At 34.0% G+C, this 25026-nt stretch carries 28 protein-coding genes; 20 read left to right on the top strand and 8 right to left on the bottom strand.

Annotated features, from left to right (window positions below; translation table 11 throughout):
* The first annotated feature begins 54 nt into the window (after nt 1-54).
* From BLT48_RS07570 to BLT48_RS07560, 3 genes are all read left to right on the top strand, one after another.
* Nucleotides 55-429 (top strand): hypothetical protein, encoded by a 375-nt coding sequence (locus tag BLT48_RS07570; protein ID WP_035020522.1) that lies wholly within the window; start codon nt 55-57, stop codon nt 427-429.
* Nucleotides 430-444: 15 nt separating this feature from the next.
* On the top strand, nt 445-618 hold the full coding sequence (locus tag BLT48_RS07565; RefSeq protein ID WP_226776555.1) for a hypothetical protein: 174 nt from the start codon (nt 445-447) through the stop codon (nt 616-618).
* 281 nt (nt 619-899) lie between these two features.
* On the top strand, nt 900-1316 hold the full coding sequence (locus BLT48_RS07560) for a cupin domain-containing protein (protein WP_089976833.1): 417 nt from the start codon (nt 900-902) through the stop codon (nt 1314-1316).
* A gap of 130 nt (nt 1317-1446) precedes the next feature.
* Here BLT48_RS07560 and BLT48_RS07555 read toward each other — a convergent pair whose 3' ends face one another.
* The 4 genes from BLT48_RS07555 to BLT48_RS07540 form a co-directional block, all read right to left on the bottom strand.
* Nucleotides 1447-1701 carry a hypothetical protein gene (locus BLT48_RS07555; protein WP_244885813.1) on the bottom strand — a complete coding sequence of 85 codons (255 nt, stop codon included), beginning with the start codon at nt 1699-1701 and terminating at the stop codon, nt 1447-1449.
* A gap of 253 nt (nt 1702-1954) precedes the next feature.
* Entirely contained in the window at nt 1955-2563 is a 609-nt protein-coding gene (locus BLT48_RS07550; protein WP_089976825.1) for an alpha/beta hydrolase, read from the bottom strand.
* 38 nt (nt 2564-2601) lie between these two features.
* On the bottom strand, nt 2602-3594 hold the full coding sequence (locus BLT48_RS07545) for a ring-cleaving dioxygenase (RefSeq protein ID WP_089976820.1): 993 nt from the start codon (nt 3592-3594) through the stop codon (nt 2602-2604).
* A gap of 42 nt (nt 3595-3636) precedes the next feature.
* Nucleotides 3637-4572 carry a ring-cleaving dioxygenase gene (locus BLT48_RS07540; protein ID WP_089976815.1) on the bottom strand — a complete coding sequence of 312 codons (936 nt, stop codon included), beginning with the start codon at nt 4570-4572 and terminating at the stop codon, nt 3637-3639.
* A 362-nt stretch (nt 4573-4934) separates the two neighbouring features.
* Between BLT48_RS07540 and BLT48_RS07535 the strand changes: the two genes are divergently transcribed.
* The gene (locus BLT48_RS07535; protein ID WP_226776557.1) at nt 4935-5585 is read left to right on the top strand and encodes an NADPH-dependent FMN reductase; all 651 of its coding nucleotides are present in this window, start codon (nt 4935-4937) and stop codon (nt 5583-5585) included.
* A gap of 146 nt (nt 5586-5731) precedes the next feature.
* Here the strand turns inward: BLT48_RS07535 and BLT48_RS13660 are convergent, their stop codons facing one another.
* A complete protein-coding gene (locus tag BLT48_RS13660; RefSeq protein ID WP_143019109.1) occupies nt 5732-6016 on the bottom strand; it encodes a hypothetical protein in 285 nt (94 codons plus the stop codon).
* Between the two features lie 253 nt (nt 6017-6269).
* Between BLT48_RS13660 and BLT48_RS07530 the strand changes: the two genes are divergently transcribed.
* The 3 genes from BLT48_RS07530 to BLT48_RS07520 all read left to right on the top strand — a co-directional run bounded on the left by BLT48_RS07530 (nt 6270) and on the right by BLT48_RS07520 (nt 8311).
* The gene (locus BLT48_RS07530; RefSeq protein ID WP_089976811.1) at nt 6270-7016 is read left to right on the top strand and encodes a DUF2785 domain-containing protein; all 747 of its coding nucleotides are present in this window, start codon (nt 6270-6272) and stop codon (nt 7014-7016) included.
* Nucleotides 7017-7193: 177 nt separating this feature from the next.
* Nucleotides 7194-7814, top strand: a complete 621-nt coding sequence (locus tag BLT48_RS07525; RefSeq protein WP_089976806.1) for a histidine phosphatase family protein — start codon at nt 7194-7196, stop codon at nt 7812-7814.
* Between the two features lie 38 nt (nt 7815-7852).
* Entirely contained in the window at nt 7853-8311 is a 459-nt protein-coding gene (locus BLT48_RS07520; RefSeq protein WP_089976802.1) for an NUDIX hydrolase, read from the top strand.
* 15 nt (nt 8312-8326) lie between these two features.
* On the opposite strand, the gene BLT48_RS07515 is transcribed toward BLT48_RS07520, so the two are convergent.
* Entirely contained in the window at nt 8327-8761 is a 435-nt protein-coding gene (locus BLT48_RS07515; RefSeq protein WP_280513127.1) for a GNAT family N-acetyltransferase, read from the bottom strand.
* 112 nt (nt 8762-8873) lie between these two features.
* Here BLT48_RS07515 and BLT48_RS07510 point away from each other — a divergent pair, with 112 nt between their 5' ends.
* Together BLT48_RS07510 and BLT48_RS07505 are read left to right on the top strand one after the other, a co-directional pair.
* Entirely contained in the window at nt 8874-9488 is a 615-nt protein-coding gene (locus tag BLT48_RS07510; RefSeq protein ID WP_089976798.1) for an HAD-IA family hydrolase, read from the top strand.
* A gap of 113 nt (nt 9489-9601) precedes the next feature.
* Entirely contained in the window at nt 9602-10486 is an 885-nt protein-coding gene (locus tag BLT48_RS07505) for an SDR family oxidoreductase (protein WP_089976794.1), read from the top strand.
* Between the two features lie 219 nt (nt 10487-10705).
* On the opposite strand, the gene BLT48_RS07500 is transcribed toward BLT48_RS07505, so the two are convergent.
* The gene (locus BLT48_RS07500; RefSeq protein ID WP_226776558.1) at nt 10706-11587 is read right to left on the bottom strand and encodes a coiled-coil domain-containing protein; all 882 of its coding nucleotides are present in this window, start codon (nt 11585-11587) and stop codon (nt 10706-10708) included.
* A gap of 292 nt (nt 11588-11879) precedes the next feature.
* Between BLT48_RS07500 and guaD the strand changes: the two genes are divergently transcribed.
* The 3 genes from guaD (at nt 11880) to BLT48_RS07485 (ending at nt 15825) form a co-directional block, all read left to right on the top strand.
* On the top strand, nt 11880-13277 hold the full coding sequence (guaD, locus tag BLT48_RS07495) for a guanine deaminase (RefSeq protein WP_089976791.1): 1398 nt from the start codon (nt 11880-11882) through the stop codon (nt 13275-13277).
* Nucleotides 13264-14583, top strand: a complete 1320-nt coding sequence (locus BLT48_RS07490; protein WP_089976787.1) for a uracil-xanthine permease family protein — start codon at nt 13264-13266, stop codon at nt 14581-14583. Before guaD ends, BLT48_RS07490 begins: the two co-directional genes overlap by 14 nt.
* A gap of 762 nt (nt 14584-15345) precedes the next feature.
* A complete protein-coding gene (locus BLT48_RS07485; RefSeq protein ID WP_089976784.1) occupies nt 15346-15825 on the top strand; it encodes a DUF5626 family protein in 480 nt (159 codons plus the stop codon).
* A 4-nt stretch (nt 15826-15829) separates the two neighbouring features.
* On the opposite strand, the gene BLT48_RS07480 is transcribed toward BLT48_RS07485, so the two are convergent.
* A complete protein-coding gene (locus tag BLT48_RS07480) occupies nt 15830-16345 on the bottom strand; it encodes a helix-turn-helix domain-containing protein (RefSeq protein ID WP_089976781.1) in 516 nt (171 codons plus the stop codon).
* Between the two features lie 278 nt (nt 16346-16623).
* Between BLT48_RS07480 and BLT48_RS07475 the strand changes: the two genes are divergently transcribed.
* From BLT48_RS07475 to BLT48_RS07440, 8 genes are all read left to right on the top strand, one after another.
* Complete coding sequence (locus BLT48_RS07475; RefSeq protein WP_035020495.1) at nt 16624-17124, top strand: DUF5067 domain-containing protein; 501 nt, start codon at nt 16624-16626, stop codon at nt 17122-17124.
* Between the two features lie 280 nt (nt 17125-17404).
* On the top strand, nt 17405-17881 hold the full coding sequence (locus BLT48_RS07470; protein WP_035020494.1) for a DUF2975 domain-containing protein: 477 nt from the start codon (nt 17405-17407) through the stop codon (nt 17879-17881).
* 15 nt (nt 17882-17896) lie between these two features.
* Complete coding sequence (locus BLT48_RS07465; RefSeq protein ID WP_035020493.1) at nt 17897-18109, top strand: helix-turn-helix domain-containing protein; 213 nt, start codon at nt 17897-17899, stop codon at nt 18107-18109.
* 113 nt (nt 18110-18222) lie between these two features.
* Nucleotides 18223-19971: a sensor histidine kinase gene (locus tag BLT48_RS07460; protein ID WP_089976776.1), complete on the top strand. Its 1749-nt coding sequence runs from the start codon at nt 18223-18225 to the stop codon at nt 19969-19971.
* Nucleotides 19972-19973: 2 nt separating this feature from the next.
* On the top strand, nt 19974-20702 hold the full coding sequence (locus BLT48_RS07455) for a LytTR family transcriptional regulator DNA-binding domain-containing protein (RefSeq protein WP_007721936.1): 729 nt from the start codon (nt 19974-19976) through the stop codon (nt 20700-20702).
* Between the two features lie 168 nt (nt 20703-20870).
* Nucleotides 20871-22349, top strand: coding sequence for a carbon starvation CstA family protein (locus BLT48_RS07450; protein ID WP_089976771.1), 1479 nt, complete (start codon nt 20871-20873; stop codon nt 22347-22349).
* 530 nt (nt 22350-22879) lie between these two features.
* Nucleotides 22880-23926 (top strand): PTS sugar transporter subunit IIC, encoded by a 1047-nt coding sequence (locus BLT48_RS07445; protein WP_007721933.1) that lies wholly within the window; start codon nt 22880-22882, stop codon nt 23924-23926.
* A gap of 39 nt (nt 23927-23965) precedes the next feature.
* Complete coding sequence (locus BLT48_RS07440; protein WP_089976767.1) at nt 23966-24892, top strand: 2-dehydropantoate 2-reductase; 927 nt, start codon at nt 23966-23968, stop codon at nt 24890-24892.
* Nucleotides 24893-25026 lie beyond the last annotated feature (134 nt).

The raw sequence follows: 25026 nt of genomic DNA, 5'->3' as shown, positions 1-25026 counted from the left end.
GATTAAACAAATCAGTTAACAACTAGATGTAGAGAATAAAAGGAGGATTTAAAAATGAGCGATCGCGATAAACAAAATAAGTATAATCAACAAAGTAATATTTCAAATTCTTTATATGCTAGAGTAAATGTTGGTCAAGATGCCAACAAAAATTCGCTAGATAGTGCTGAACCTGTACACACAGGTGGGAGTATGAACAATGATGATGAAAGAGTGAATGATAATAGTACGTTTACTCATACTTTATTATTTTATGTTATCGGATTGTTAACGTCTGCTATCGTAGGATTCGGTGTTTTTAAGTTATTCCAAAATTATTTTTATGGTGTTGGTTTGAACCAAGCCTTACCCTCATTTTTGTTAATTTCAGGGTCTCTTTTGATTGGCTTTACTATCTCAGCAGTTGTTCTTAAAAAAATAATAAAGTGAACGGGAGATTACTTTATGAGTAAAATACTATTGCTCACTTATATTTCACTTGTTTTTGCATTAACTGGCTGTGCAACGATATCCGAAAACAAGGCCGAACAACTAATTATAGAAGAGTACAGCAATCAGACAGGTGAGGCTACGATCATTTCTACAGAAAAAGTAGATAACGAGTACCTAATTAAATAGGAAAACGAAGCGAGTAAATATAGAGGTATAAGCAAGGTTTCAGTAGATGGAGAAATAACAATGATAGAAGCGGAAATTGAATAATATTAGTTATATTTTTTCGCCAATAGCCATTCTTCTGGTGAAATTGCTCGTTTGTTGGTTGATAAAATGAAAGAAGGATTGATAGTTTAATTTAAAGTGTTTAAAGATGATTTTTTTGTTTGAAAGCGCTACAATAAATGTGAAATCCTGTGTAGAAGAAGTAGATAAGTACTAGTAACTAGATCATAAGGAGGGAAATAGCAATGGAATTTAAAGATCATGGCAAAAAACCTTATATGTTCGACATTGAAGAGGCAACTATCCAAAATAATAATTTCCGTACCACGATTTGGACCGGTGAAAACCTACAACTAACGGTGATGTCCATTAAGGAAAATGAGGAAGCGGGATTGGAAATTCATGAAGGCATTGATCAGTTCATACGAATTGTAGAGGGACAGGGCGTATGTAAAATGGGTGAAACCAAAGATAATTTAAACTTTGAAAGAGCCATTACCACGAATGATGCTGTATTGGTGCCTGAAAACATGTGGCATAACATCATCAACACAGGTGGCAAACCCTTAAAGCTGTATACATTATACTCTACACCAGAGCACAAAGAAGGAACAATTCATATTTTGCGAGAAGATGCACCACCACATGTTGATTAAAAAATAGCTAGATTCGGTTATATAAAATTTAAGTAAATAAAAACAGATTAGGTGCGGCAATCAACTGTGCACCTAATCTGTTTTTTATAACTATTTTAAAAAAAGTGCGGACTAAGCTAAGACAATAGTCTTAATCGCGTCCAATAAACCCTTTGGTTGCTAATACGTTAGCAGCATGTTTATCTGCCGGTACATAACCTTTTTCAAGTAAGTCATTGATGTACAATCTATTGTAGATGAAAGCAAAAATTAAGCTGGAAAAGTCCAAAGAAAAGGCAGCGCAAACGAGTTGAATAGAGAACCATTTAAAATCTCCACGAAAGAGAGCAGGCATAAAAGCAAAAAAAAAGGTCGTCCATGAAAAACCAATTTTTACGTGCTTCATTTGGTGAGTATGCGGATTAGTTAAAGATAGTTTCATCAATATCACGTTCCTTTCATTTATTATAAAGTATAACATATGGTTAAACGGAACGTAGCTACGTAGAACCTAGAGTAGTTTTATTAAGTGTTCTAAGGTTAATTTGTGGACTCATTAAATAAAGTTAGTAATAACCAAAAATAATAATCCTTAAGCGAAGAGAATCATTCGTTTAAGGATTATTTTAATCTGGTTAGATTATCTAAATTAATATTTTTTAAGCATAAGTTAGTTGGTACCATTTAGCTGCAGCAGCAACCTCACTATACGTTAATTGATGTTGGTTGCTTTCCCAGTGAATCTCAACTTTGGCATGTGCTTTTTCCAGTGTAGCATACAATTCTTCGGATTCTTTTGAAGGACAGATTGGATCGTTTGTTCCAGCACTGATAAAGACAGCTTTGCTTGTTAAATCAGGTAAAGAAATGCCTCTTCTAGGGACCATCGGGTGGTGCAAAATAGCTCCAGACAATGCATCACCATAATGAAAGAGAAGACTAGCAGCAATGTTTGCACCATTTGAATACCCTATAGCTAAAATGTTTGTACGGTCAAACTCATACTGACTAGCAGCCTCATCAAGAAATTCGTTCATTTCTTTTGTATGATAAACTAAATCTTCTTCATCAAAAATCCCTTCAGCAAGTCGACGGAAAAAGCGCGGCATGCCATTTTCTGAAACATTTCCTCGGACACTTAAGACATTTGCATCTGGATCGATTTCTGCTGCAAGAGGAAGAAGGTCACGTTCAGTGCCTCCCGTTCCATGTAGTAGAAGCAAAGTCGGTTTCGTTTGATCTTTTCCTTTAATAAATAAATGTTTCATACTATTCCTCCTTCATTATTCTATTCCTAATAGGTCACTTACTCTAAATACTCTTTTTCAAATACTTTTGTGCTACGTACAGTATCAATAGGACGAACTAATGACTCAATACGACTACGGTCATTTCTAAAAGCTGGCGGTAAAGCAAGTGTTTCACCTAAAGTCTCAATAGATTCTTCATCATCAATGAAACCCGGTTCATCTGTAGCTAGCTCAAATAAAATACCAGGATAGATATTTGTGTACGTGGATTCAAAATAGAAACGGTCGACATATCCTGAATTTGGCAGTCCAAAACTTTGCATCCGTTCTGTCCAATAGTCAAGATTCTCACGGCTTTTTGCACGGAAAGCAACATGATGTACGCTGCCGTATCCTTGTCTTCCACGTGGCATACTCGTATTTGATTCAACAATGATTTGAGCGCCGTTACCACCAAACTCTCCAACTTCAAATTGGTGGTAGTCCCCCTCAAATGCGATTTCTTTGAATAAAAGAACTTTTTCAAGAACTTGCTTCATATAGTCAAAATTTGAAACTCTAAAAAAAATAGGACCTAAACCGGTAATGGAAAATTCGTCAGGGACAGGACCTTTATGCCAAGGTTTCCCAGAAGCGACTCCAGTATCGTTTTCATCCGAGATCAATTGGTATTGTTGTTCATCAAAATCTTCAAATTGTAAAGTCTTGACCCCAAACATTTCTTTGATTTCTCCATGTTTAACCGCATATTTGTTGAATCGTTTAACCCAATAATCTAGCGCTGCATCAGTTGGTACACGAAAAGAAGTTCTTGAAATGTCATCCGTTCCTTTTGATCCTTTTGGAACATTTGGAAAATCAAAAAAGGTCATATCTGTTCCTGGACTGCCGCTTTCATCTGCAAAGAATAGATGGTAAGTGTGAATATCATCTTGATTAATGGTTTTTTTAACTAAGCGAAGACCTAAGACATTTGTATAAAAGTCATAGATTTTTTCAGCGCTACTTGTTATTGCGGTTACGTGGTGGATTCCTGTAAATTCGTTCATAAATTATTCCTCCAATTAGTTGGTTTAGTTTTAAAATAGCGTTTAATCCAATTCTCTGACTTCAATTGGAATCAGGTTAGTGATCAATTTTTCTCGCGCGCTTTCATATTGAGTTGGTAGTTTCAAACTTTGTCCCATTGTCTCATATGATTCGTCATGTGCAAAACCAGGAGTATCGGTTGCTATTTCAAATAAAATATCGCCATATTCTCTAAAATAGATAGCGTTAAAATAGTTGCGGTCTTTTATTTCTGTTACACCGTACCCTTTGTTATAAACATAATCTTGCCAATCAACGTGATCGGCTTCATCTTTTGCTCGCCACGCAATATGGTGGACAGTCCCAACGCCCATTATCCCTTGAGCAAGTGCACTTTGTTTAACATCGATAATATTTCCAATTTCTCCATAAGCTCTCAATCGAATAAGATCGTCTTCTTCGGCAATTTTTTCCAAACCCATCGTTTCTTGAAGTGTTTCAATTGTTGAATTTGGATCAGTTGAATACAATATTGCTCCACCAAATCCTTTTATGGCTACATCAGGGGTTACTTCCCCAAAAGTCCAATGGTTAAGTTGACCATCTGCACGTTCAACTAATTCTAGTTGTAAACCATGGTAGTCTTCAAATTGTAAATAGGTTTCACCAAAGCGACTTGTTTTTTCGTAACGGATAGCAAATTTGCTTAATCTAGTCTCCCAATAAACTAAGGATCCAACTGGAATAGCATAAGTGGTCACGCCAACTTGACCTCCGCCAATTTTTCCCTGTGCAGCTCCAGCCCAAGGAAAGAAGGTAATAATAGTCCCGGGTTTTCCACCATCATCTCCAAAATAGAGATGATACGTACCTGGATCATCAAAATTGACAGTTTTTTTAATAAGTCGCAAACCTAAAATACCAGCATAAAAATCGACGTTTTCTTGAGGGTGCCCAACGATAGCTGTAATGTGATGAATACCTGCTGTTTTCTTCATATCAATCGCTCCTTATGTTTTAATAATTGAACTACAGATTTTAAATGTTATAAAGCTACATATAATGTTTGAATTTAATTACGAATTAATATATTACTAATTCGAGGTAATTGTAATACGATTAATTAATTTTGTCAAATAGAGTAATCTAATCCTTTTTTTACAACCTATTTATAGAAGAAACCTTACTTTAGAGGTGTATAAAAAGAAGAATCACTTATTTTTAGTAAAAATCTCTAATTAAGAATAAATAGACTTGTAATAAAATTCGATCTATGGCATACTAGTAAATGTACTTACGAAATGTAAGTGTTAATTGGTGGGTGACCTTCAATTAAATGATCTGTAATGGAGGAAACACATTGGCTAACAAATCGGTATTTACTCGAATGAGCGAAGCTTTATTCGGAAAGAAAGAACAAACAAATAAAATAGAAGAAAAGGGGAACAAAATTATGAAAATCGGTATTATCTCAGGAAGCGTACGTGAAGGAAGAAACTCAGCAGCAGTAACAGAATGGATCCATGAATTTGCATTAAACAGAAATGATGAAGGTGTCGAATATGAAATGGTTGCTTTAGCAGATTACGACTTACCATTATTAGGCGCTAAACTTTCTGAAGAACGTCAAGCAACAGCTGGCGCAGCTATTCAAGCATGGTCTGAAAAAATGGCTTCATTTGATGGATATGTGTTTATCACTCCAGAATACAACCATGCAGTAGGGGGAGCATTGAAAAATGCGACCGACTTCTTAAAAGTAGAAGTAGCGAACAAAGCAGCAGCATTAGTTGGATACGGCAGTTTAGGTGGCGCACGTGCTCACGAAAATATGCGTGTGATCTTAGGAGAATTGAGTGTGGCATCAGTGCACACAACAACAAACTTCTCATTAATGACGGACTTTGAAAACATGAGTGTTTTCAAACCAAATGACTACAATAAAGTAAATGCACAAGGCATGTTTGATGACTTGTTGTTATGGACGAAAGCTCTTAACACAATTAGATAAGAACACAAATTAAAAACAAGCCATCCCAGAATAAATCTGATATGGCTTGTTTTTTTGTACGCTTTTATTAAGAGTTCACCTTATTAGATTAAAGTTTAACAATGATTTGTGAATGAGTGTTTGTATAGTAGCAGAAAAATAAGCTACTACTGTTTCGAAAGAGATAAATTTGACAATGAAAACGAATGGAGCATCAACTCAATGTAGAATCTCATTTGAGTAGACGCAATAATCCTTAATTCGATTAACTCAGAAGTGTTTTTCGTTTGAGTTGACGTAACAAGACTTAGTTCAGTTAACTCAGAAGTGTTTTTCAATTGAGTTGAAACAATAAGGCTTAATTCGTTTAACTCAGAAGTGTTTTTCATTTGAGTAGACGTAACAAATCTTAATTCAATTAACTCAAAGCAACTTTCTATTTGAGTAAGCATAACAAGCTTCAATTCGACTAACTGAGACTAAAAATCCCTTCTAACTGATCAAATCTAAGTAATCACTACCATAAGAATCTATTAAAACCACCTAGAAATTTTATTTTATTAAAAAAATATTGTTCTTTTGGGTTAAGATTAATATACTTAAAATATTAGAGTGTTATATTCTTAAGTTAACCATTCTTTAATTTTAACTTATTTTATTTGTATTAGATATAAAAAGACAAGGAATAGTTTAAGGAGTAAAAAAATGTTGATTAAAAAACTAGAAGAAAAAAATTATAGTGATAGTGAATGGCTTTTAAAAGAAATGCTACTAAATATAGGCAATGTTAACTCTTATATTAGAGATAAATTGATCTATAATGCTTTTATAGGAATGATTACTAAAGATTATTTAACGAATGATCAATTAAAAAATTTATTTAATCAATTACTATCTAATCAGTATTTATTGTATGGAATTGGATTTAAGAATAGTGATTCAGTTTATAAACGTTCATTTTCAGCACTTGTTCTAGGACTTTTAATCAATAAAGACAAAGAACAGCAGCTTCTTGAAAAATCTCAAATTTCTTTTGTATTAGATAGGGCTTGTTTTTATCTTGTAAATGAACAGGATAGACGTGGTTTTACTGAAGAGAAAGGTTGGGCACACTCGATTGCACATTGTGCTGATTTATTAGATGAGATTATTACTCATCCATTATTTGAACAAAGCATGTATGAAAAAGTGGTAGAAGCACTAATTTTCTGTGTAAATAGTCCTTTTGTTTATGAAGATGATGAAATAGAAAGACTCTCAACGCCTTCTGCTGCTTTGATTAATCGTTATGGAATCTCTCAGGAATTTATCGACAAAATAGAGAGTTTGATTAATCATGTTTTATCAAAGAAAACCTATAGTCATTTAGATACTCGAATAATTAGTAACATTCGTAATTACTTAAGAGCTATGTATTTTAAAGTTGATTTAGAAGAACATAAACAACTATAGATAGGCTGTTTAAAGCAAATAAGTACATAATAGAATAGAGTTGCAATTTTTATTTATTTTACATATTAGGTTATTTGGTATTCATTTTTCTTCTTAAACTATTTTCTAAAAAATATGGAAGAAGTAAATTTGAAAGGAAAAAGGTGTTCATCTATTTAGTGTATAGGAGGAATAGAAATGGGAGATATTTATTTTGTTAGGCACGCTGAGTCAGATATTAGAGTTCATGATGAGTTTTCAAGACCGTTAACTGAAAAAGGCATACGAGATAGCGCGTTAGTTACCAACTATTTGAAAGATAAGAATATTCAATACATCTATTCTAGCCCTTATGTCAGAGCAGTTGATACAGTTAAAGACTTATCTGAAAGGCTTGTTATTGATGTGACGTGTATTGATGACTTTAGAGAACGTGGTATCTCTAGGTGGGTTGAGGACTTTGCTACTTTTAGTCAGCGACAATGGAATGATTTTGACTATAGATTGTCTGATGGAGAATGTCTAAGAGAAGTTCAATTAAGAAATGTGAAGGCGTTAATGAAACTAGTACAGTTACATCCGGAAGCGAATTGTGTTATTGGGAGTCATGGAACGGCTCTAAGTACACTTATCAATCATTTTAATCCTCATTTTGGTTTCGAAGACTTTTCAAAAATAAAAGGGTTAATGCCTTGGATCGTAAAAATGTCGTTTGAAAATCAGATTTCTATAAAAATAGAGTCCATTGATGTATTTAAAAATAATGAGATCACAACTATCGGTTTGAGCGAACCTATGTTGACGGATCAGGTTAAATGAATTTGGACTCATAAAAAGTAGTAATGAGGAGATGCTGAGTGGATTACATATCTTGGATTAGAAGTTATATTGGCAATCAAGAGATTATCTTAAATTTTTCAGGAGGAATCGTAACAAATCAAAAAAATGAAGTTTTGCTACAGTTAAGAAGCGATAAAAATTTGTGGGGCTTACCTGGTGGGGCTGTTGAAAAGGGCGAGACAGTTGAACAGGCTGCAGTCAGAGAAGTGCTAGAAGAAACAGGTTTGCATGTAAAAGTTGTATCGTTGTTAGGTGTTTATTCCAATTATTTTGATACCTATCCTAACGGGGATAAAGCTCAAACTATTACAACAATGTTTATTTTTAAATTAGTTGAAGGCAACCTTTCTATTGAGAATAGTGAAACGTTAGATTTAGGATTTTTTTCTAAAACTAATCTACCAGAAATAGCCAATCAACAGCACAAAGACGCAATAAAAGACTATTTTTCTGGAGAATTGGGTTTTTATCGTTAGTTCAAATAGACGCTACTAGATAATCTTCAGGAATCTTTTTTGATTTTTATCACTACTATAGCCAATAGACTCGTAAAACTTATGAGCTCCGGTTCTAGTTTCTCCAGAATTTAAGCGTACGCCAACTAAATCACGTTCACTAGCTGCTTGTTCGATTTTTTGCATTAATTGTTTTCCAATACCTTTTTTCTGATAAGTTTGATTAACTGCCAAAGCCAATACGTTTAGCATAGGTTCTGAATAGAGTGTCTCATACAATTCGGCATGTACATACCCCACAACTAATTCTTCCTCTTCAGCAATGTAAAAAATATGATGGTTAGGGTTAATTAATAACTTTTCCATCTGCTTTTTAGTTATTTCTATGGAAATGTCATATCCTAGAGACTCAGTATTCAGTAAGTTGATTGCCTCAGCATCGATTAGTTGCATATCTCGAACTCGAATCATAATTGTCCTCTTTTCATAAAGAATAGTAAGGTTATTTTATCATAACAATTGTAATTATAAGTATTCTCACTAATACTTTTAAGAAAAATTATTTATTGGAGGAAAATGGAAGATGTTTAAACACGTAATTTGGGATTTTGATGGAACTCTTTTTGATACTTATCCAGTAATGGCAAAAATTTTTAAAGATTTACTGGAGAAAGAAGGAATAGAAGAGCCGTTAGATGAAATCAAACAACACATGCAAGTGTCTATGTCATTTGCTTTAACATACTATGAAAAAAAATATGCAATAAGCAGTGAGTTTATAGAGGACTATAAACTTCTACAGAAAACTAAAGGAATTGAATTAGCCAAACCGTTTGAAGGCATTGAAGGTATCTGTAAATATATCCATTCAACGAATAGAAAAAATTATCTTTATACTCACAGAGGAGATTCATCTGTGACATTGCTGAAAAAATATGGTTTATATCATTATTTTTCTGATTTTATTACGTTTGACCAAGGATTTGAAAGAAAACCAAACCCTGATGCACTAAATTATCTGATTAATGAGCACACTATTCATCCTGAGGAAGCATTAATGATTGGAGACCGAGAGCTAGATTTATTGGCTGCAAAAAACGCTGGAATCAGTGCTTGTTATTTTAACAATAAAAAAGAGGAAAATGAATATGCTGATTACACAATTGATCACTTTCAGCAATTGTATTCTGTTCTTTAGGTTTTTAACATAAGTTGTAAGGAAGAATGCGTATTACTGGAAAACGGTTTCCATATACCGTTATACTTCTTAATGAGTTAACCAATCTATTAAACTTTTAGGAGGAATAGTATATGGTCCAAGAAACGTATTTAATCACTGGTGCAGGAACAGGATTTGGAAAGGGTATTGCTTTGGGTTTGGCGGAACAAGGGAAAAAAGTTATCGCCGGAGTCGAAACAATGTCTGAAGTATCCGCATTGTTAAATGAAGCAAAAGAAAAGAAAATTGAGATACAAGTTGAGAAATTGGATGTAACCAATCCAACAGATAGACAAAGAGCGTGGACGTGGGATGTTGATGTCCTTTTGAATAACGCTGGAATTTCAGAAGGCGGATCACTGGCAGATATACCAGAAGAACAATTACGCCGTCAATTTGAAGTGAATGTATTCGGACCAATGTTATTGACCCAAAAAATAGCTAAGGCAATGGCAAAGAAACAACGTGGGAAAATCGTGTTTATGTCTTCTGTTTCAGGGCTAATGGCAGACCCAATATCAGGACCTTATGGCGGATCAAAATTCACATTAGAAGCATTTGCGGAATCGTTAAGTAAAGAACTTCAAGAGTTTAATGTGCAAGTAGCAACTATCAATCCGGGACCCTTCTTGACGGGATTCAATGACCGAGAATTCGAAGCCTGGAGAGCTTGGAGAGACAATCCAGAAGAGCGTCTATTTGATTACGAGCAATTAGCATTTCCTTATGAACAATTTGATCCCGAAGAAGTTATTAAAGAATCCATTAAAGTACTAACTGGAGAAACAAAGGACTACCGAAATGTTATTCCTAAAGCAATGAGATCTATAGTTCAAAAGAGACAAAAAGAACTTTGGGATAAAAAGACTGATGAAAATCTAGGTGAAAGACATGAGATGGTCCAAAAATCAATAGATATTGAACCGGCTACAACACCAACAAAAGGAATTGTAAACAAGATAAAAGATAAACTATAAACTTAAAAAAAGAATTGCCAATTATAGGCAATTCTTTTTTTTGCTTTTTATCTTACTGTGGACGGTTCTCTGTTTTGTGAAAATTATCCGCAATGCTCACTTGTAGCCTAATGAGTATAGTTTTGTATGTTATTAATACTGTTGTCAGTTTCTTTTTTGGAGATTTAATCCCGCATTCTGCTGAAATAAGAGCAGTTTATTAGCTTATTGTTCATCCTTTTAATATAAAATTTCAGACTCTTCGATTTGTTTTAGAATCTCTTCTTTATTAGTTTCAAGTTTATTTTGCAGTTCTTTAATGGTTGTTCCAAGGTTTTCAAGCATTTCAATATTTCGTCCAATTTTATCTTTTGTATCCCAGTCAGAAAAAATATTATCAAAGAAAACATCGAAAGTTTTACCCATACCACTAAATTTTTCATAGCTAAGATAAGTATCTAAAGAAACATCTTTTAATTCCTTTGCATAACGTCCTAAGAGCTGTTCTAGGTGATTCATTTTAGCTTCTGCTTTATCAATTTTATCGTATTTCATCATATCAATGATAAAACTACTATCTGTAAACATATCCCAGGTTGAAAAAGAATCAGCTGAATCTAAGTCTTCCAATGCAATATCTATTCCATTCAAGACTTTTTCTCCGGCTGCAGAAGCTTCTTCAATCTCAATCAATTCTTGTTTAAGATGAACACGTTTAAGTTCTTCAGTACTAATTTTTTCACGAAAATCACTATCTTGTCGGTACAAAAGTTCTTTTAACTGATTAAGTTCAGCCCTAGTTTGATTAATGGTTGATTGAACATCAGCTAAATCTTCTCTAGATTCTAACATTAAAGCTAAAGACAAATCTAATTCTATTTTAGCTGTCAGTTGTTCTTGAATTTCTTTATCTAATTTTTTTTCGTAACTTCCAATTAATCGTTTCATGAAAGTAGACAACGATTCAGTCTGTAATTTTTCGATGTCTTCGCTTTCCTTATCAAAAGTAGTTTTTGCAGATTCATATCGTAAAGTATTTTCTTCAAATCTTATTGTTGAACTTTCCTCTTTTTTTAATAACGATTTTAATTTTGCTTGTAATGCTTCATAATGTTCTATCATTAAATCCACTCCTATGTACATATTATTTAAAAACAATAAAAGTATCTTTCGTGTCTATTATGACTTAAGAGGATAAGAATCTCAATAAATAAAAAGGACGTTTTTTAAATTTAAAAATTAACTTTGGTGGATTTGAGTTTTCTAATAGTCACTATTGTAAAAATAAAGCAGTGTGAATTATGCGAACAATCGAAATGGGAGGATGATTATAATTCGTTATTCGTATTGACTATTCTATTTTTCATACTATATAATGAGAAATGTACTAATAAGACGAATGAAGGTGGATTGTATGAAAGATATTGTTAAGGTTTTAAAAGGAACGGGATTTTCTAGTATTTCTGCTCAGGAGATTGAAATGTTGGAGAACTATCTCTATTGCATAGACGAGAGAGGAATGATTGTAAAACGTTTATCCCCGTCAAATTCACATTATTATTCAACACTTCAAAATGCAAAAGACGAACATAAGCTTGTTGAATTAACTGAAGGACAATACCTATTACCGGGATTTATTGACTTACACATTCATGCTCCGCAGTGGGCACAGAGTGGGACAGCATTGGATATTCCTTTACATCAATGGTTGAATACCTATACTTTTCCATTAGAATCTAAATTTGAAGATACACTATTTGCTAAAAAGGTCTATTCCCATTTAGTAGATACCTTACTGGCAAATGGAACAACTACTGGTTTATATTTCGCAACTGTTCATGAAGAATCAAGCTATCAATTGGCTAAAATCTGCGCAGAAAAAGGACAACGTGGCTTAGTGGGAAAAGTCATAATGGACGATCCTGACCAAAATCCTGACTATTACCGTGATAATGATACTCAAACGGCGTTAGAAGAAACTGAGCGATTCATTAATCGTGTTAAAGCTTTACATGAGGAGACAATACAAGGGGTTTATCCCGTTATCACACCTCGATTTGTACCGAGTTGTACAGATTCAGCATTAGATGGTTTAGGGAAATTAGCTGAAGCGTATGATGTTCATGTCACTAGTCACTGTAGCGAAAGTGATTGGGAACATGGTTACGTTAAAGAGCGTTTTGGAAAAAATGATGCTCAAGTACTAAATGAATTTGGTTTGTTAAGAGAAAAGTCCGTTATGGCTCATTGTAATTTTTTAAGTGAAGCAGATGCTTGTACTTTTAAAGAGAAAGGTAGTGCTATTGCTCATTGTCCTATCTCGAATGCGTATTTTGCGAACAGTGTGATTCCCATTAAACACTTCCATGATCTTGGTGTTGAGGTTGGTTTAGGAACAGATCTTTCTGGAGGATACGATCCAAGCATCTACTCGGCAATACGCCAAACGGTGATATCCTCTCGCGTGTTGGAAGATGGGGTAGATACAGAGAAAGCGCCTGAAGACCGTGGTGGTAGGAGCAATTCGCGTGTCACAGCGAAAGAAGCTTTTTATTTTGCAACAGCTGGTGGTGGAGAAAGTTTAAGCTTGCCAATTGGCAGACTTGCAGAAAACTATGCATTCGATGCTCAAATAATTGATACGACTATTTCTCAAGCATCAATGCCAATTTTTGATGAAAATGAACCTCTAGAGGATATTTTTCAAAAACTGCTTTATTTGACTAAACGTGAAAATATTATTTCTGTATGGGTACAAGGAGAAAAAATAGCGAATAAGAAGGAGAGTTATACTTATAATGGAGAATACTGAAACGCTTTTGACAGTGGGAACAGAGGATGACGTATCTTGGAAACAAAGTTTTTTACTCGGATTACAACATTTGCTGGCAATGGATGTTTATGTTGTTCCATTCATTGTTGCTATGACGGTAGGTTTTTCTTCCGGACAGTCAGCAATACTGATTCAATCAACTTTTATCGCTGCTGGCATTGCTACTATAATCCAGTCAGGTTTACTGATGAAAATGCCAGTTGCTCAAAGGGCTTCGTTTATTCCGATTGGTGCCATTGCGGGTATTACACTCGCTAATGGAGGAGGAATGGAAGGTTGGAGTACGGCGATGGGTGCTAGTTTTGTAGGTGCTGTTGTCGTAACCATTTTAGGGTTTACTGGTTTATTCCATAAACTTATTGATTCCTTTGTTCCATCGATAGTAGGAGGCACTATTATTTTTTGTGTCGGTCTATCTTTGATGCCTGCAGCTGTAAATGATAATATCTATCAAAGTGCTGTTGGGACAATAGGTCAGAATATTTCTTTAGCAGTGATAACGGGAATAGTTATGATTGGCTGTTCTATTTTAGGAAATCACTCATCTAAAGGTGGACGTATTTTTCGAATTTCTTCTGTTATTATTGCTCTTTTTGTTGGGAGTATTCTTGCCGGCTTTATGGGGATATTGGATTTGACACCTGTAGCAGAAGCAAAATGGTTTTCTATGCCACAATTTATATTTAAAGATTTCACGTTTTCATTTGATTTCTCAGCAATAATAACCATGCTGATTATTTATATAGTCTTATTAGCTGAAACAACTGGTACGTGGTTGGCTGTAAGTAATGTAACTAAAGTTCCTCTCGATAAAGATCGCCTTAATCGAGGAGTTATTGGTGAAGGATTAGGTTGTATGACAGCTGCTCTTCTGGGGACTACTCCTGTAACAGGATATTCTTCTAATGCTGGTATTATTACTATTACAGGTATTGCTAGCCGTCGCGTCTTTTTAGCTGCGGGTGGGTTGTTTATTATTTTTGGTTTATCGGGAAAACTTTCTGTGTTAATTTCATCTATTCCTTCAGCTGTTATTGGAGGTGTCTTCGCACTTGTTTGTGGAGTTATTGCAATGAGTGGTTTTCAGGTGCTGAAAAAAGAAACAATCGGACAAAAGGCAACGTATGTTGTTTCTATTCCCATTCTATTAGTAGTAGCGTTAACGTTCTTGCCATCTGACTATTTAAATAGTCTACCGACTATGGTTCGCTATCTCTTTGGTTCTCCAATCGCAATAGCCTCTTTAATGGCTATTATTTTAAACAAATTGTTGCCACAAGATTAATTGAGTATTGCTGAATAATATTCTTGAAACGCAAAAAGAGAGGCGAATTTAATTCACCTCTCTTTTTGCGTTCTTATTTAAGAGTGTTTACTAATAACGTCCTTCCTACAGGTTTCTATGAATTTGCGTAGTAGTAAGGATTCATTATTTATGTTCTGCATAGTTTTTCAAAATTAGAATAAATTTTGTTTTCTTAATTGAAGCTCTATTTTTATCAAGTACTAAAAAGTAAAAATAGGTGTAATAGTATAACCATATAAGATTTCCTATACTATATATATACGTACAAGTTCGAAGGAGTGTGTTTTTTAGTCGAAACCATCAGTAAGTTCAAAAATTCACCTAAACGAAAAGAAGCAAAGCAATTATGGATCGTGTGTCACATTTAATTATCCCATTTAAAAATAATTAAATGGATCAAATAATTCAAACAAAAAGAACAAAAATGTTTCTTTGTAGGATTCTTTAAAAGATACTTTATATCTAAGTGTCTTGTATAATGCAACTAGTAAAGCTATTAAAGTACATAATAAGGAATAGCCAATAAGAAATATCAGTATATATAATAGTAGTTTCATTTAATTATCTCATTTCCTCATAATTTCTAGCATGTTTTCTCAAGTTCTCCTTTGTAAAATAATTACTCTTCAGTTAGTTCTTTGATGGTGCTGATCGTTGCATAGACTGAAAAAACACTTAATTAATACATCTATATCTGTTATATTATAGGTGTTATTAAAAAAACTATCTGGAGGGATTTATTTGAAGAAATTAGTCTTTATTTTAGGTTGTTTTACTATTTTTTGTTTTGGTGCTAAAGAGGCACAGGCTGCAGAGACAATAGCTCAAACTGAGAACACCGTCATCTATGATTTAGAGCAGGGTGGCTTACAGCAGTTTGAAGTTGAAAATGATTTAGGTGAAAGTTACACTATTACCGTTGAAAAAGAACCACAATTTTTACTAGCAACAAGTAGTGTTAGTAATGGTACATACAAAATTACAAAAGAACGAGCGTTACAATGGAAAGCAAGCTATAAAATTGATGTAAGCAATAATAAAATTACTCGAGCACACACTGGCTCAGCAACTGCATATACTGGGAGCTTTAAAAGTTTGCTTTTAAAAGTCGATAGTTCTACGCAAGCTACTTATTATTTAAAACGAACACTATTGGGTTTAGAATCTTCTATAAATTTAAGAGCTAAACTATCCGGAAGCAGTATTATTATTACGTATTAAGAGTTTATTCAACAAGGTATTCAACGGTGGTTGTTCCCCATCCTAAATAGTCTCCAGCAATACTATAAACAGCAAATAGATTAATTAATAGACAACAAGCACACGCGAAATAAACAAACTTATAAAGTGTATTTGTTTTTTTATTTCGTTTGATCATAACTGGAGCCACAAGAAAACCTAATGGAGGAATCAAACACCCAATAAAGGCAATCGTTAACAATAGTAGACCTTCATCTTTTTCAACAAATCCACGGATAAAATCTAATTTTTGGTGATTTTCTTCAATTTTAATTTCATTTTCGTGGATTTTATTTTTAAGTTTTTGATTTTCTTTAAGTAAATCATCAATCGAAACTTCATAATACACGCTTAATTTAACTAAGTTGTCTAAATCTGGATAGCCATTTCCGGTTTCCCATTTTGAAATTGATTGTCTAGAAATTTGTAAATATTCAGCAACATCTCCTTGCGAAAATCCTTTGTTAACTCTACTTTCTTTCAAGCGTTTTCCTAAGGCCATCTGTTTTTCTCCTTTTCGATTATTTTCTTCTATCATACCGAAAATAACGGTTGTTGACTATCAACTATTGGTTGCTTTTAGCACCTATTGGTTTACATAGAGAATAAAAGAGAAAATGTAGATGTTAAGATGTAATTTTCAATTTATAACTAGAGGTTATTTGGACAGGTAATCAAATTATTAGCCATCCCCAGAATAGAGGTATATTGACATAAAATCAAAATGAGGAGAGATAAAATGAAAAGTAAAATTAAACTTTTTTTTTAATAACGTTAGCGATGATAAGTGTAGCAGCATGTAAAACTACAAACGAGAGTTCCATAGGTACGAGTTCTCAAGAGTCTGAAAGTATTGAAGAACTTACCATACCCTATTATAAAGATGATGAATTAGTCACTTTTGATGCAACTATCAAATTTCTTTCTTATGAAGTAAGAGATGATAAAGAAGGGGATCTAAGCCTTTTGATATTGGCTGAATATACCAATCTTTCTGATGAAAAAAGAATACCAATACAAGATTTTGGGTATTTTACTGTTAGTCAAACGTTGGAACAACAAGAGGTCTTTTTAGAAGAGCAAGCAGTTATTTCAGAAAAAACTGCTAAGGATAGCAAGTATAGCCAGACGTTAGGCAATAAGGTATCAGAGGTTGATCCTGGAGACACCGTTGAATTTATTTATTCTTTAAAATTAAAAAATACTAACTCAGTTAAACTGACTATGATGTCCTTGGTAGATGAATATGTAATAGGAGAAAAGTTATTAAATTTAGAATAATTGTTATTTTAGAATGAATCAACTTCCCATTTTTAGGTGTTCTGAGTATGTAGGGTAGAAGATAGCAGGAATTTTGACAAATAATTTAATAGCAAAATAAGAAATCTATAAATTTTTATAGGTTTTTTATTTACGTATGCTTACTTTTTTGGAACAATAGTTTCGATAAATTGAAAAGTACCAAACAACTTAAATATATTTTAAAATGATATTTATTTATTGTTAATCAATAAAATATGTACTAAAATAATAGTTATACTAAGTAAGGGAGGTATTATTTATGAAACGAGGTACAACATTTTTTTTAAAAGCAGCATTAATTTTAATTGGTCTTCCTGTTCTTGTTTTGAGTATAGTTGGATTTATTTGGTTAATGAGAAATCCGGCAAATCCAAATTATGATCAGTTACTTTATCCTATTATAATTGGTATGTATGTATCTGCCATACCTTTTTTCATAGCTTTATATCAAGCTTTTAAACTGTTAACTTATATTGATAGGAACCAAGCGTTCTCTGATTTATCTGTTAAAGCGCTTAAAACTATCAAGTTTTGTGCTTTAGTAATCTGTGGTTTATACGTGATGATATTGCCATTTGTTTTTGGTGTAGCACAAATGGATGATGCACCTGGGCTTATTTTAGTCGGAATGATTCCAGTCTTTGCATCATTTGTTATCACAGTTTTTGCTGCAGTTCTTCAAAGACTTTTACAAGAAGCCATTGATATAAAAAAAGAAAATGATTTAATAGTCTGATCTGAGGTGAGTACTATGGCAATTATAATTAATGTTGATGTGATGTTGGCCAAACGCAAAATGAGCGTAACAGAACTTTCAAATAAAGTAGGTATTACGATGGCGAACCTTTCTATATTGAAAAATGGGAAAGCGAAAGCTATTCGATTTTCAACGTTAGAGGCGATCTGCAAAGCATTAGATTGCCAACCAGGAGATATTCTAGAATATAAAAATGAGGAACAATAAAATAGATGAGACACCAGAGCTTTGCATCAAGTGATGTAGAGCTCTATTTATTTGTGTGCATAACTAGTTTTTGTAAGGTAAACTAAAGATATCAAACTATAGGAAGTGAAAAGATGTTCAACTTATTTATTTTAATGCTTGAACGTGGCGGATTAATTATTATTTTGGCCTATATACTAATGAATATCCCTTATTTTAAAAACCTTTTAGGAAATCGAAGAAAAGTAAGTACGATGGTTCAGCTAATTATAGTCTTCGGAATATTTGCTATTATTTCTAATTTTACCGGTATAGAAATTGACGGAAATCAAATTATGATCGATCAACCATTTACTGACTTAGCCACCCATTCTTCGCTGGCTAATACACGTGTATTGACGATTGGTGTTTCAGGATTGATAGGAGGACCGATCATAGGTGTGAGTGTAGGAATCATTTCGGGAGCTATCCGCTATCTTCAAGGCGGAATGGACGCTTATATTTACGTGATTTCATCTATATTAGTTGGATTATTTTCCGGGTTATATGGGTTGAAGTCTATTCGGGAAAATACTTATCCAAAAGTTGGAGAGGGACTCGTCTTTGGTGCAGCAATGGAAGCTGTCCAAATGGTGTGTATTATTTTATTAAGTACAAACTTCCAAGAAGCTGTAAATTTAGTCAAATTTATTGGGTTGCCCATGATTTTGACGAACAGTATTGGAACAGGGATTTTCTTGTCGATCATTGACTCAACATTGCGGCAGGAAGAACAGACAAGAGCCGTCCAAACCCATGATGTTTTCCAATTGACCAATGAAACGATGCCTTATTTTCGTTCGGGCATGAATGAAGAATCCTGTACGCAAGCAGCAAAAATCATTCAGAAGCTGATCAAAGTTTCAGCTGTAAGCATCACCAACAAAGATAGCATTTTAGCACATGTTGGTGCAGCCAGTGATCATCATTTTCCGTCAAAAAAAATAGTGACCAACTTATCTAAAGAAGTTTTGCGAACGGGAGAGATCAAAGAAGCACATTCTCATGGAGAAATCGGGTGTGATCACCCTGGCTGCCCATTAGAAGCTGCAATCGTTATTCCGTTAAAGTCAAAGGAAAAAACGATTGGAACGTTAAAGTTGTATTTCACTGACGCCTCAAAGTTGACCTTTGTTGAAAGACAATTAGCGGAAGGCTTGGCTACTATATTTTCCAGTCAAATTGAACTTGGCGAAATGGAATTGCAAAGTCAACTATTGCAAGATGCAGAAATCAAATCGTTGCAAGCTCAAGTAAACCCACATTTCTTCTTTAATACCATCAATACCATTTCTGCATTGATTCGAGTGGATAGTGAGAAAGCTCGCGAAATGTTGCTGCAGTTGAGTACCTTTTTCCGATCTAATCTGCAAGGTGCCAGAACGAATGTGATTCCTTTAGAAAAAGAACTGCTTCAAGTAGAAGCTTATATGAAGTTGGAACAAGCGCGCTTTCCAGATCGCTATCAGGTCGAAATGAACATAGAAAATGGGTTGAAGAATATTTTATTGCCTCCATTTGTGATTCAAATATTGGTAGAAAATGCCTTTAAACATGCATTTAAAAACCGGAAAGTGGATAATATAGTCCAAGTAACGGTCAATAAGATGGATCAGGACATTCTCGTAAGTGTACAAGACAATGGTTATGGGATAGAAGAGGATAGGCTTGGAAAATTAGGCAAAGAAAGTGTTACTTCTGAAAAAGGAACCGGATCAGCTTTAGAAAATTTAAATAAGCGCCTGATCAGTTTATTTGGGGATAAAGCTCAATTGAACTTTAAATCTTCAGAACAAGGAACCGTTGTTTTTTGCAAGATACCTTACCAAGGAATGGAGGGATAAAAATGTATACCTTAATAGTGGATGATGAACCATTAGCTAGAAATGAACTGGCGTATTTATTGGAACGTTGTGAAGGAATTACAGCTATCGTTGAAGCCGAATCTATTGAAGAAGCTTTGGAAAAAATGCTGCAGCATGAAATAGATTTGATTTTCTTAGATATTCATTTGACCAGTGAAAGCGGACTGACGTTAGCGAATAAAATCAACCAGTTAAAGAATCCGCCAATGATTATTTTTGCGACCGCTTATGATGAATATGCCATAAAAGCATTTGAATTAAATGCAACGGATTACGTTTTAAAACCGTTTGAATTGCCTCGAATTCAAGATGCTGTCCAAAAAGCGTACACTAGATATCAAAAAGAACGGGTACAATTGCAAGCGGAGGACAAACAAGAATACTTAAAGACGATCCCTATTCAAATGGACGAGCGTATCTACATTGTTAAAATCGAAGACATTATTGCTATCGCTGTGGAAAACGGCATTACAACTATCTATACTGATGAGAAAGAATACACTGCGACTGAACCTTTAAACGCCTATGAAGAAAAAGTGAAAGGGCATGCTTTTTTGCGAGTACACCGCTCTTATTTGCTTAACATGAAAGAGATCCTAGAAATACAGCCGTGGTTTAACCATACGTTTCTCGTTACGATGAGCAATCAAGTGAAAATCCCGGTAAGTAGACATTATATGAAACAATTTAAAGAAGAAGTAGGATTGTAATGGCTCATTGATTAAATGAATTTGAGAACTGCTGGCGGGCACTTTAGCTAGCAGTTTTGCTATGTCAGCTTGATTTGGATCCTAAACCTCATTTTTTATAGTACAGTAGGGCTATAAAAAAATTGGCAACGCCAATTTTTTGCTTAATACTATAAGGAGGTAGGAAAAATGATTACGTTGTTGGGTGGTATCGCGTTATTAATTTTAGGTTATTTTATTTATGGAAAGTATATTGAAAAGAATTTTGGTATTGATCCGGATCGTACAACGCCTGCAGAAGCATTGAGAGACGGCTACGATTTTGTCCCAATGTCTAAATCTAAAAATGCTATTATTCAATTATTAAATATTGCAGGAACAGGCCCTATTTTCGGACCAATAATGGGAGCGCTTTATGGGCCAATTGCTTACATTTGGATTATCGTAGGTTGTATTCTAGGAGGAGCAGTGCACGATTATATGCTAGGTATGATTTCTTTACGAAATGATGGTGCCCATCTGCCAGAATTAGCCAGCAAATACTTAGGAAAACCGGTAAAGCATGTCGTAAATATTTTCTCTATGTTACTGTTGATGTTAGTGGGTACCGTTTTTGTTACTTCACCAGCTAACTTAATTGAAAGTATTACACCAAATTGGTTAACTTTAGGGGTAATTATTGGATTAATTTTTCTTTATTATATTATTTCAACTATTTTGCCAATCGATAAAGCGATGGGAGCAGTCTATCCTTATTTTGGAGCAATTCTGATTATCAGTACACTTGCTATTGGACTAAGTTTGATTTTTGGCGGACACACTATTCCGAACTTAACACCAAGTACGATGCAAAACTTCAATCCAGAAGGCACACCAATTTTTCCTGCTCTATTCTTTACCATTTCTTGTGGAGCTTTATCTGGGTTCCATGCTACACAAGCACCAATGGTTTCTAGAACATCTAAAAATGAAAAAGAAGGACGATTTACTTTTTATGGCATGATGATTGCTGAAGGTGTGATTGCAATGATTTGGGCTGCAGCTTCAATGTCTTTATTTGACGGGCAAACACTCAGCCAAATGATCAATAATGGGACTCCTTCACTTGTAGTTAACCAAGTATCTTACATGCTTTTGGGTAGTGTCTTTGGGACAGTTGCGATTATCGGCGTAATTGTTTTACCGATTTCTTCAGGACTTTCTGCTTTTAGAAGTTTACGGACGATAGCTGCAGATTATCTGCACATTAAACAAGATACACTGAAAAAAATATTGATGGTAACCATTCCTTTGTACGCAATCTCGTTAGTTTTAACGCAAGTTGATTTTAATATCTTATGGAGATATTTCAACTGGGCAAATCAAGTTACGGCAGTAATTTCTCTATTAGTCTCAACACGTTACTTGTATTTGAAAAATAAAAATTACTTTGTGACTCTTCTTCCAGGCATATTCATGCTCTATGCTTGTGTGGTTTATATATTTAGTGAACCAATTGGCTTGGGTATGGGATTGAGCACATTAACATATATCTTAAGCTCAATTTTAACACTTGGTATAATGATTCTTTATTGGGAAACGGGTAAAAAGCAAAAAAGAAGTCTGGATCCATCAGACGAATTGTTAAACGATCAATTGCCAATCGGTACATTTGCATCAAATAATTAATGTAATTATTTAAACAAGAAAGGGCGAATCCTTCAATTTTGAAGTTTTGCTCTTTCTTTCTTTCTTTCTCTGTTTTTTGTGATGGGTTGGTTAACATTTGATAGTGTTTTTATTGTTGTAATTTTCAAAATCGTTAAACTGTTTTTTTATGCACAAAAATGTTGGGTTGGTTTTTTTTATTGGTAATTAAGTAATTAAATAGTTGTATTTGTTATTTGTTGAGCGAATAGATAGGTGATAATTGGAAAAATTAAATTTGTATTTGAACTCAGTTACTCCTTTAGGTATAGTCAATTTTTAAAACGAGATTTTATATACGTTATATCTAAGAGGAAAGATGATGATTTATGCAAGTATACCAATCGTTGCCGCGAAAAAATTAGATGAGCAAAAAATGAGAAAATGATATTTATGTTGAAATAAAAAAGGCTTTGTGATAAATTTAACTAGTAGTAAATATTAGTGAATAGTTTAACAAATATAAAAAAGGGTTAATTATTCATTTAATAAAACAAGAGAGGTTGAGTTTAATGGGAGATACAGTAAAATATACGAGTAAAGATTATTTAAACAAGGTTTTAGGAGGAACGGCATCGGGTATTGTTATCGGATTGATTGCTAATGCGATACTAGGGTCGATATTTAAAGCTCTTATTCCTTATGGATCTATATTTGCACTGCTATCAAGTGTGGTTATGGTTATGCAATTTATTACACCCGCTATTATTGGTGTGCTTGTAGCTTTACAGTTTAAAATGAACGGAATGGAAAGTGTCGTTATTGGAGCAGCAACATTCTTAGGATCTGGTGCTTATAAAGTTACCGAAACGGGTGTTCAATTAGTTGGCATCGGAGATTTAATAAATGTTATGCTTGTTTCTGCTATTGCCGTTTTTGTTACCCGTTTATTGCAAGGCAAATTAGGCTCATTGACATTGATCTTGATGCCAATTATTGTTGGTGCTGGGGTAGGAACAATTGGTTTGATTATGTTACCATATGTTGGAATGATTACTTCTACAATAGGGAATTTAATCAATAGCTTCACGACTCTTCAACCATTAGTGATGGCTATTTTGATTTCGGTGGCTTTCTCAGTATTAATTATTTCACCGATCTCAACAGTAGCGATTGGAATTGCTATTGGCGTATCTGGTTTAGGAGCTGGTGCTGCAGCAGTAGGAGTGACAGCATGTACAGCTATTCTTGTTATCGGCTCTATCCGAATTAATCAAACAGGAACCACTTTGGCCATCTTACTTGGTGCTATGAAGATGATGATTCCTAACTTAATTAAGTACCCAAAAATCATGATTCCTGTTGTGCTGAATGCCATTGTTTCAGGTATAGGGGTTTATGTTCTTACGATTCATGGAACTCCGCAAACAGCTGGTTTTGGAATCGTGGGACTAGTTGGACCTATTCAAGCTTTCAATATGGGAACTGGGTTGTTAAATGTTTTATTAGCCTATTTTGTAATTCCTTTCGTTGGAGGATATATTATTGACTTGGTATGTAGCAAGTTCTTACATGTTTATGAGGATGAAATCTTTAAATTTATCCCTGCATCAAACTAATACAAAAGATACGTTAAATTAAATTGGAGGAATTTTATAATGAAAATAGCAATTGCAGGTTCAGGAGCTTTAGGATGTGGATTTGGTTACATGATGCAAAAAGGTGGAAATGATGTTACATTATTAGATTTTTGGGACGAACATATCAATACCATTAAAGAAAATGGATTGTCAGTTACAGTAAATGGCAAAGAAGATACTATCAATATTTCAATTGGCAAACCGGAAGAGATCAAGGATACATTTGATACTATTTTTATCTTTACTAAATCAATGGGTTTGAGACATATGTTGGAAGAAATCAAACACACGTTAACAGAAGACACAAAAGTGGTGTGCTTATTAAATGGATTAGGACATGCGAATACCATCTCTGAATATATTCCTAAAAAGAATATCATCATGGGAACAACAGTGTGGACAGGTGGTCTAGACGCACCTGGGAAAACGCATTTTATGGGAGAAGGTCCTGTTGAAGTTCAAAATAGTGATGAGAACGAAGAAGAAGGTACACGTCAAGTTGTTCAAATGATGGCAGATTGTGGACTAAACGGAGTGTATAGTTCAAATGTCCATTTTACAACTTGGAGAAAAGCATGTGTTAATGGAACAATGAATGCCCTTTGTTCTTTATTGGACTGCAATATCAAAGAATTGTTTGATGTGGCTCAAATTGACGAATTAAATCAAGGAATTGTTAGTGAATTTTCTCGTGTAGCAGAAACGGAAGGTGTAACATTAGATGTTGAAGAAACGATTAATTACTTGAAAGGAATTGCCGAAAAAGTTGGTGGACATTATCCATCAATGCATCAAGATTTAAAGAATAAACGCCCAACTGAAATCGACTTTTTGAATGGCATGGTAGCAAAAGAATCTGAACGTAGAGGTTTTGAAGCACCATATAGCAAACAAATCACGCAGTTAATCCATGCAAAAGAAGATATCCTAGGAATTAAAAGTTAAAAACGACTTTAAAAAAAGGTTCAAAGTAAAAAACTTTGAATCTTTTTTTGTTGATCAAATTATTAAATGTTTTTCTTAATTTTGAATAAATACGAAAGATTGCGTATAATCAATTGGGAATGAATGGAAACGCT

The organism is Carnobacterium viridans (assembly GCF_900102725.1).
Taxonomy (GTDB): domain Bacteria; phylum Bacillota; class Bacilli; order Lactobacillales; family Carnobacteriaceae; genus Carnobacterium_B; species Carnobacterium_B viridans.
The sequence above is the reverse complement of the archived record's forward strand: the minus strand, read 5'-3'. Positions and strand labels throughout refer to the sequence as shown.

Excerpts from the sequence above, each read along its gene's own strand:
- BLT48_RS07440 (WP_089976767.1), top strand. The coding sequence starts at position 23,966 with ATGAAAATAGCAATTGCAGGTTCAGGAGCTTTAGGATGTGGATTTGGT.
- BLT48_RS07500 (WP_226776558.1), bottom strand. The coding sequence starts at position 11,587 with ATGATAGAACATTATGAAGCATTACAAGCAAAATTAAAATCGTTATTA.
- BLT48_RS07480 (WP_089976781.1), bottom strand. The coding sequence starts at position 16,345 with ATGGCCTTAGGAAAACGCTTGAAAGAAAGTAGAGTTAACAAAGGATTT.
- BLT48_RS07510 (WP_089976798.1), top strand. The coding sequence starts at position 8,874 with ATGTTTAAACACGTAATTTGGGATTTTGATGGAACTCTTTTTGATACT.
- guaD (WP_089976791.1), top strand. The coding sequence starts at position 11,880 with ATGAAAGATATTGTTAAGGTTTTAAAAGGAACGGGATTTTCTAGTATT.
- BLT48_RS07460 (WP_089976776.1), top strand. The coding sequence starts at position 18,223 with ATGTTCAACTTATTTATTTTAATGCTTGAACGTGGCGGATTAATTATT.
- BLT48_RS13660 (WP_143019109.1), bottom strand. The coding sequence starts at position 6,016 with ATGCTTACTCAAATAGAAAGTTGCTTTGAGTTAATTGAATTAAGATTT.
- BLT48_RS07530 (WP_089976811.1), top strand. The coding sequence starts at position 6,270 with ATGTTGATTAAAAAACTAGAAGAAAAAAATTATAGTGATAGTGAATGG.
- BLT48_RS07470 (WP_035020494.1), top strand. The coding sequence starts at position 17,405 with ATGAAACGAGGTACAACATTTTTTTTAAAAGCAGCATTAATTTTAATT.
- BLT48_RS07450 (WP_089976771.1), top strand. The coding sequence starts at position 20,871 with ATGATTACGTTGTTGGGTGGTATCGCGTTATTAATTTTAGGTTATTTT.
- BLT48_RS07475 (WP_035020495.1), top strand. The coding sequence starts at position 16,624 with ATGATAAGTGTAGCAGCATGTAAAACTACAAACGAGAGTTCCATAGGT.
- BLT48_RS07515 (WP_280513127.1), bottom strand. The coding sequence starts at position 8,761 with ATGATTCGAGTTCGAGATATGCAACTAATCGATGCTGAGGCAATCAAC.
- BLT48_RS07550 (WP_089976825.1), bottom strand. The coding sequence starts at position 2,563 with ATGAAACATTTATTTATTAAAGGAAAAGATCAAACGAAACCGACTTTG.
- BLT48_RS07570 (WP_035020522.1), top strand. The coding sequence starts at position 55 with ATGAGCGATCGCGATAAACAAAATAAGTATAATCAACAAAGTAATATT.
- BLT48_RS07505 (WP_089976794.1), top strand. The coding sequence starts at position 9,602 with ATGGTCCAAGAAACGTATTTAATCACTGGTGCAGGAACAGGATTTGGA.
- BLT48_RS07565 (WP_226776555.1), top strand. The coding sequence starts at position 445 with ATGAGTAAAATACTATTGCTCACTTATATTTCACTTGTTTTTGCATTA.
- BLT48_RS07525 (WP_089976806.1), top strand. The coding sequence starts at position 7,194 with ATGGGAGATATTTATTTTGTTAGGCACGCTGAGTCAGATATTAGAGTT.
- BLT48_RS07465 (WP_035020493.1), top strand. The coding sequence starts at position 17,897 with ATGGCAATTATAATTAATGTTGATGTGATGTTGGCCAAACGCAAAATG.
- BLT48_RS07545 (WP_089976820.1), bottom strand. The coding sequence starts at position 3,594 with ATGAACGAATTTACAGGAATCCACCACGTAACCGCAATAACAAGTAGC.
- BLT48_RS07540 (WP_089976815.1), bottom strand. The coding sequence starts at position 4,572 with ATGAAGAAAACAGCAGGTATTCATCACATTACAGCTATCGTTGGGCAC.
- BLT48_RS07555 (WP_244885813.1), bottom strand. The coding sequence starts at position 1,701 with ATGAAGCACGTAAAAATTGGTTTTTCATGGACGACCTTTTTTTTTGCT.
- BLT48_RS07490 (WP_089976787.1), top strand. The coding sequence starts at position 13,264 with ATGGAGAATACTGAAACGCTTTTGACAGTGGGAACAGAGGATGACGTA.
- BLT48_RS07445 (WP_007721933.1), top strand. The coding sequence starts at position 22,880 with ATGGGAGATACAGTAAAATATACGAGTAAAGATTATTTAAACAAGGTT.
- BLT48_RS07455 (WP_007721936.1), top strand. The coding sequence starts at position 19,974 with ATGTATACCTTAATAGTGGATGATGAACCATTAGCTAGAAATGAACTG.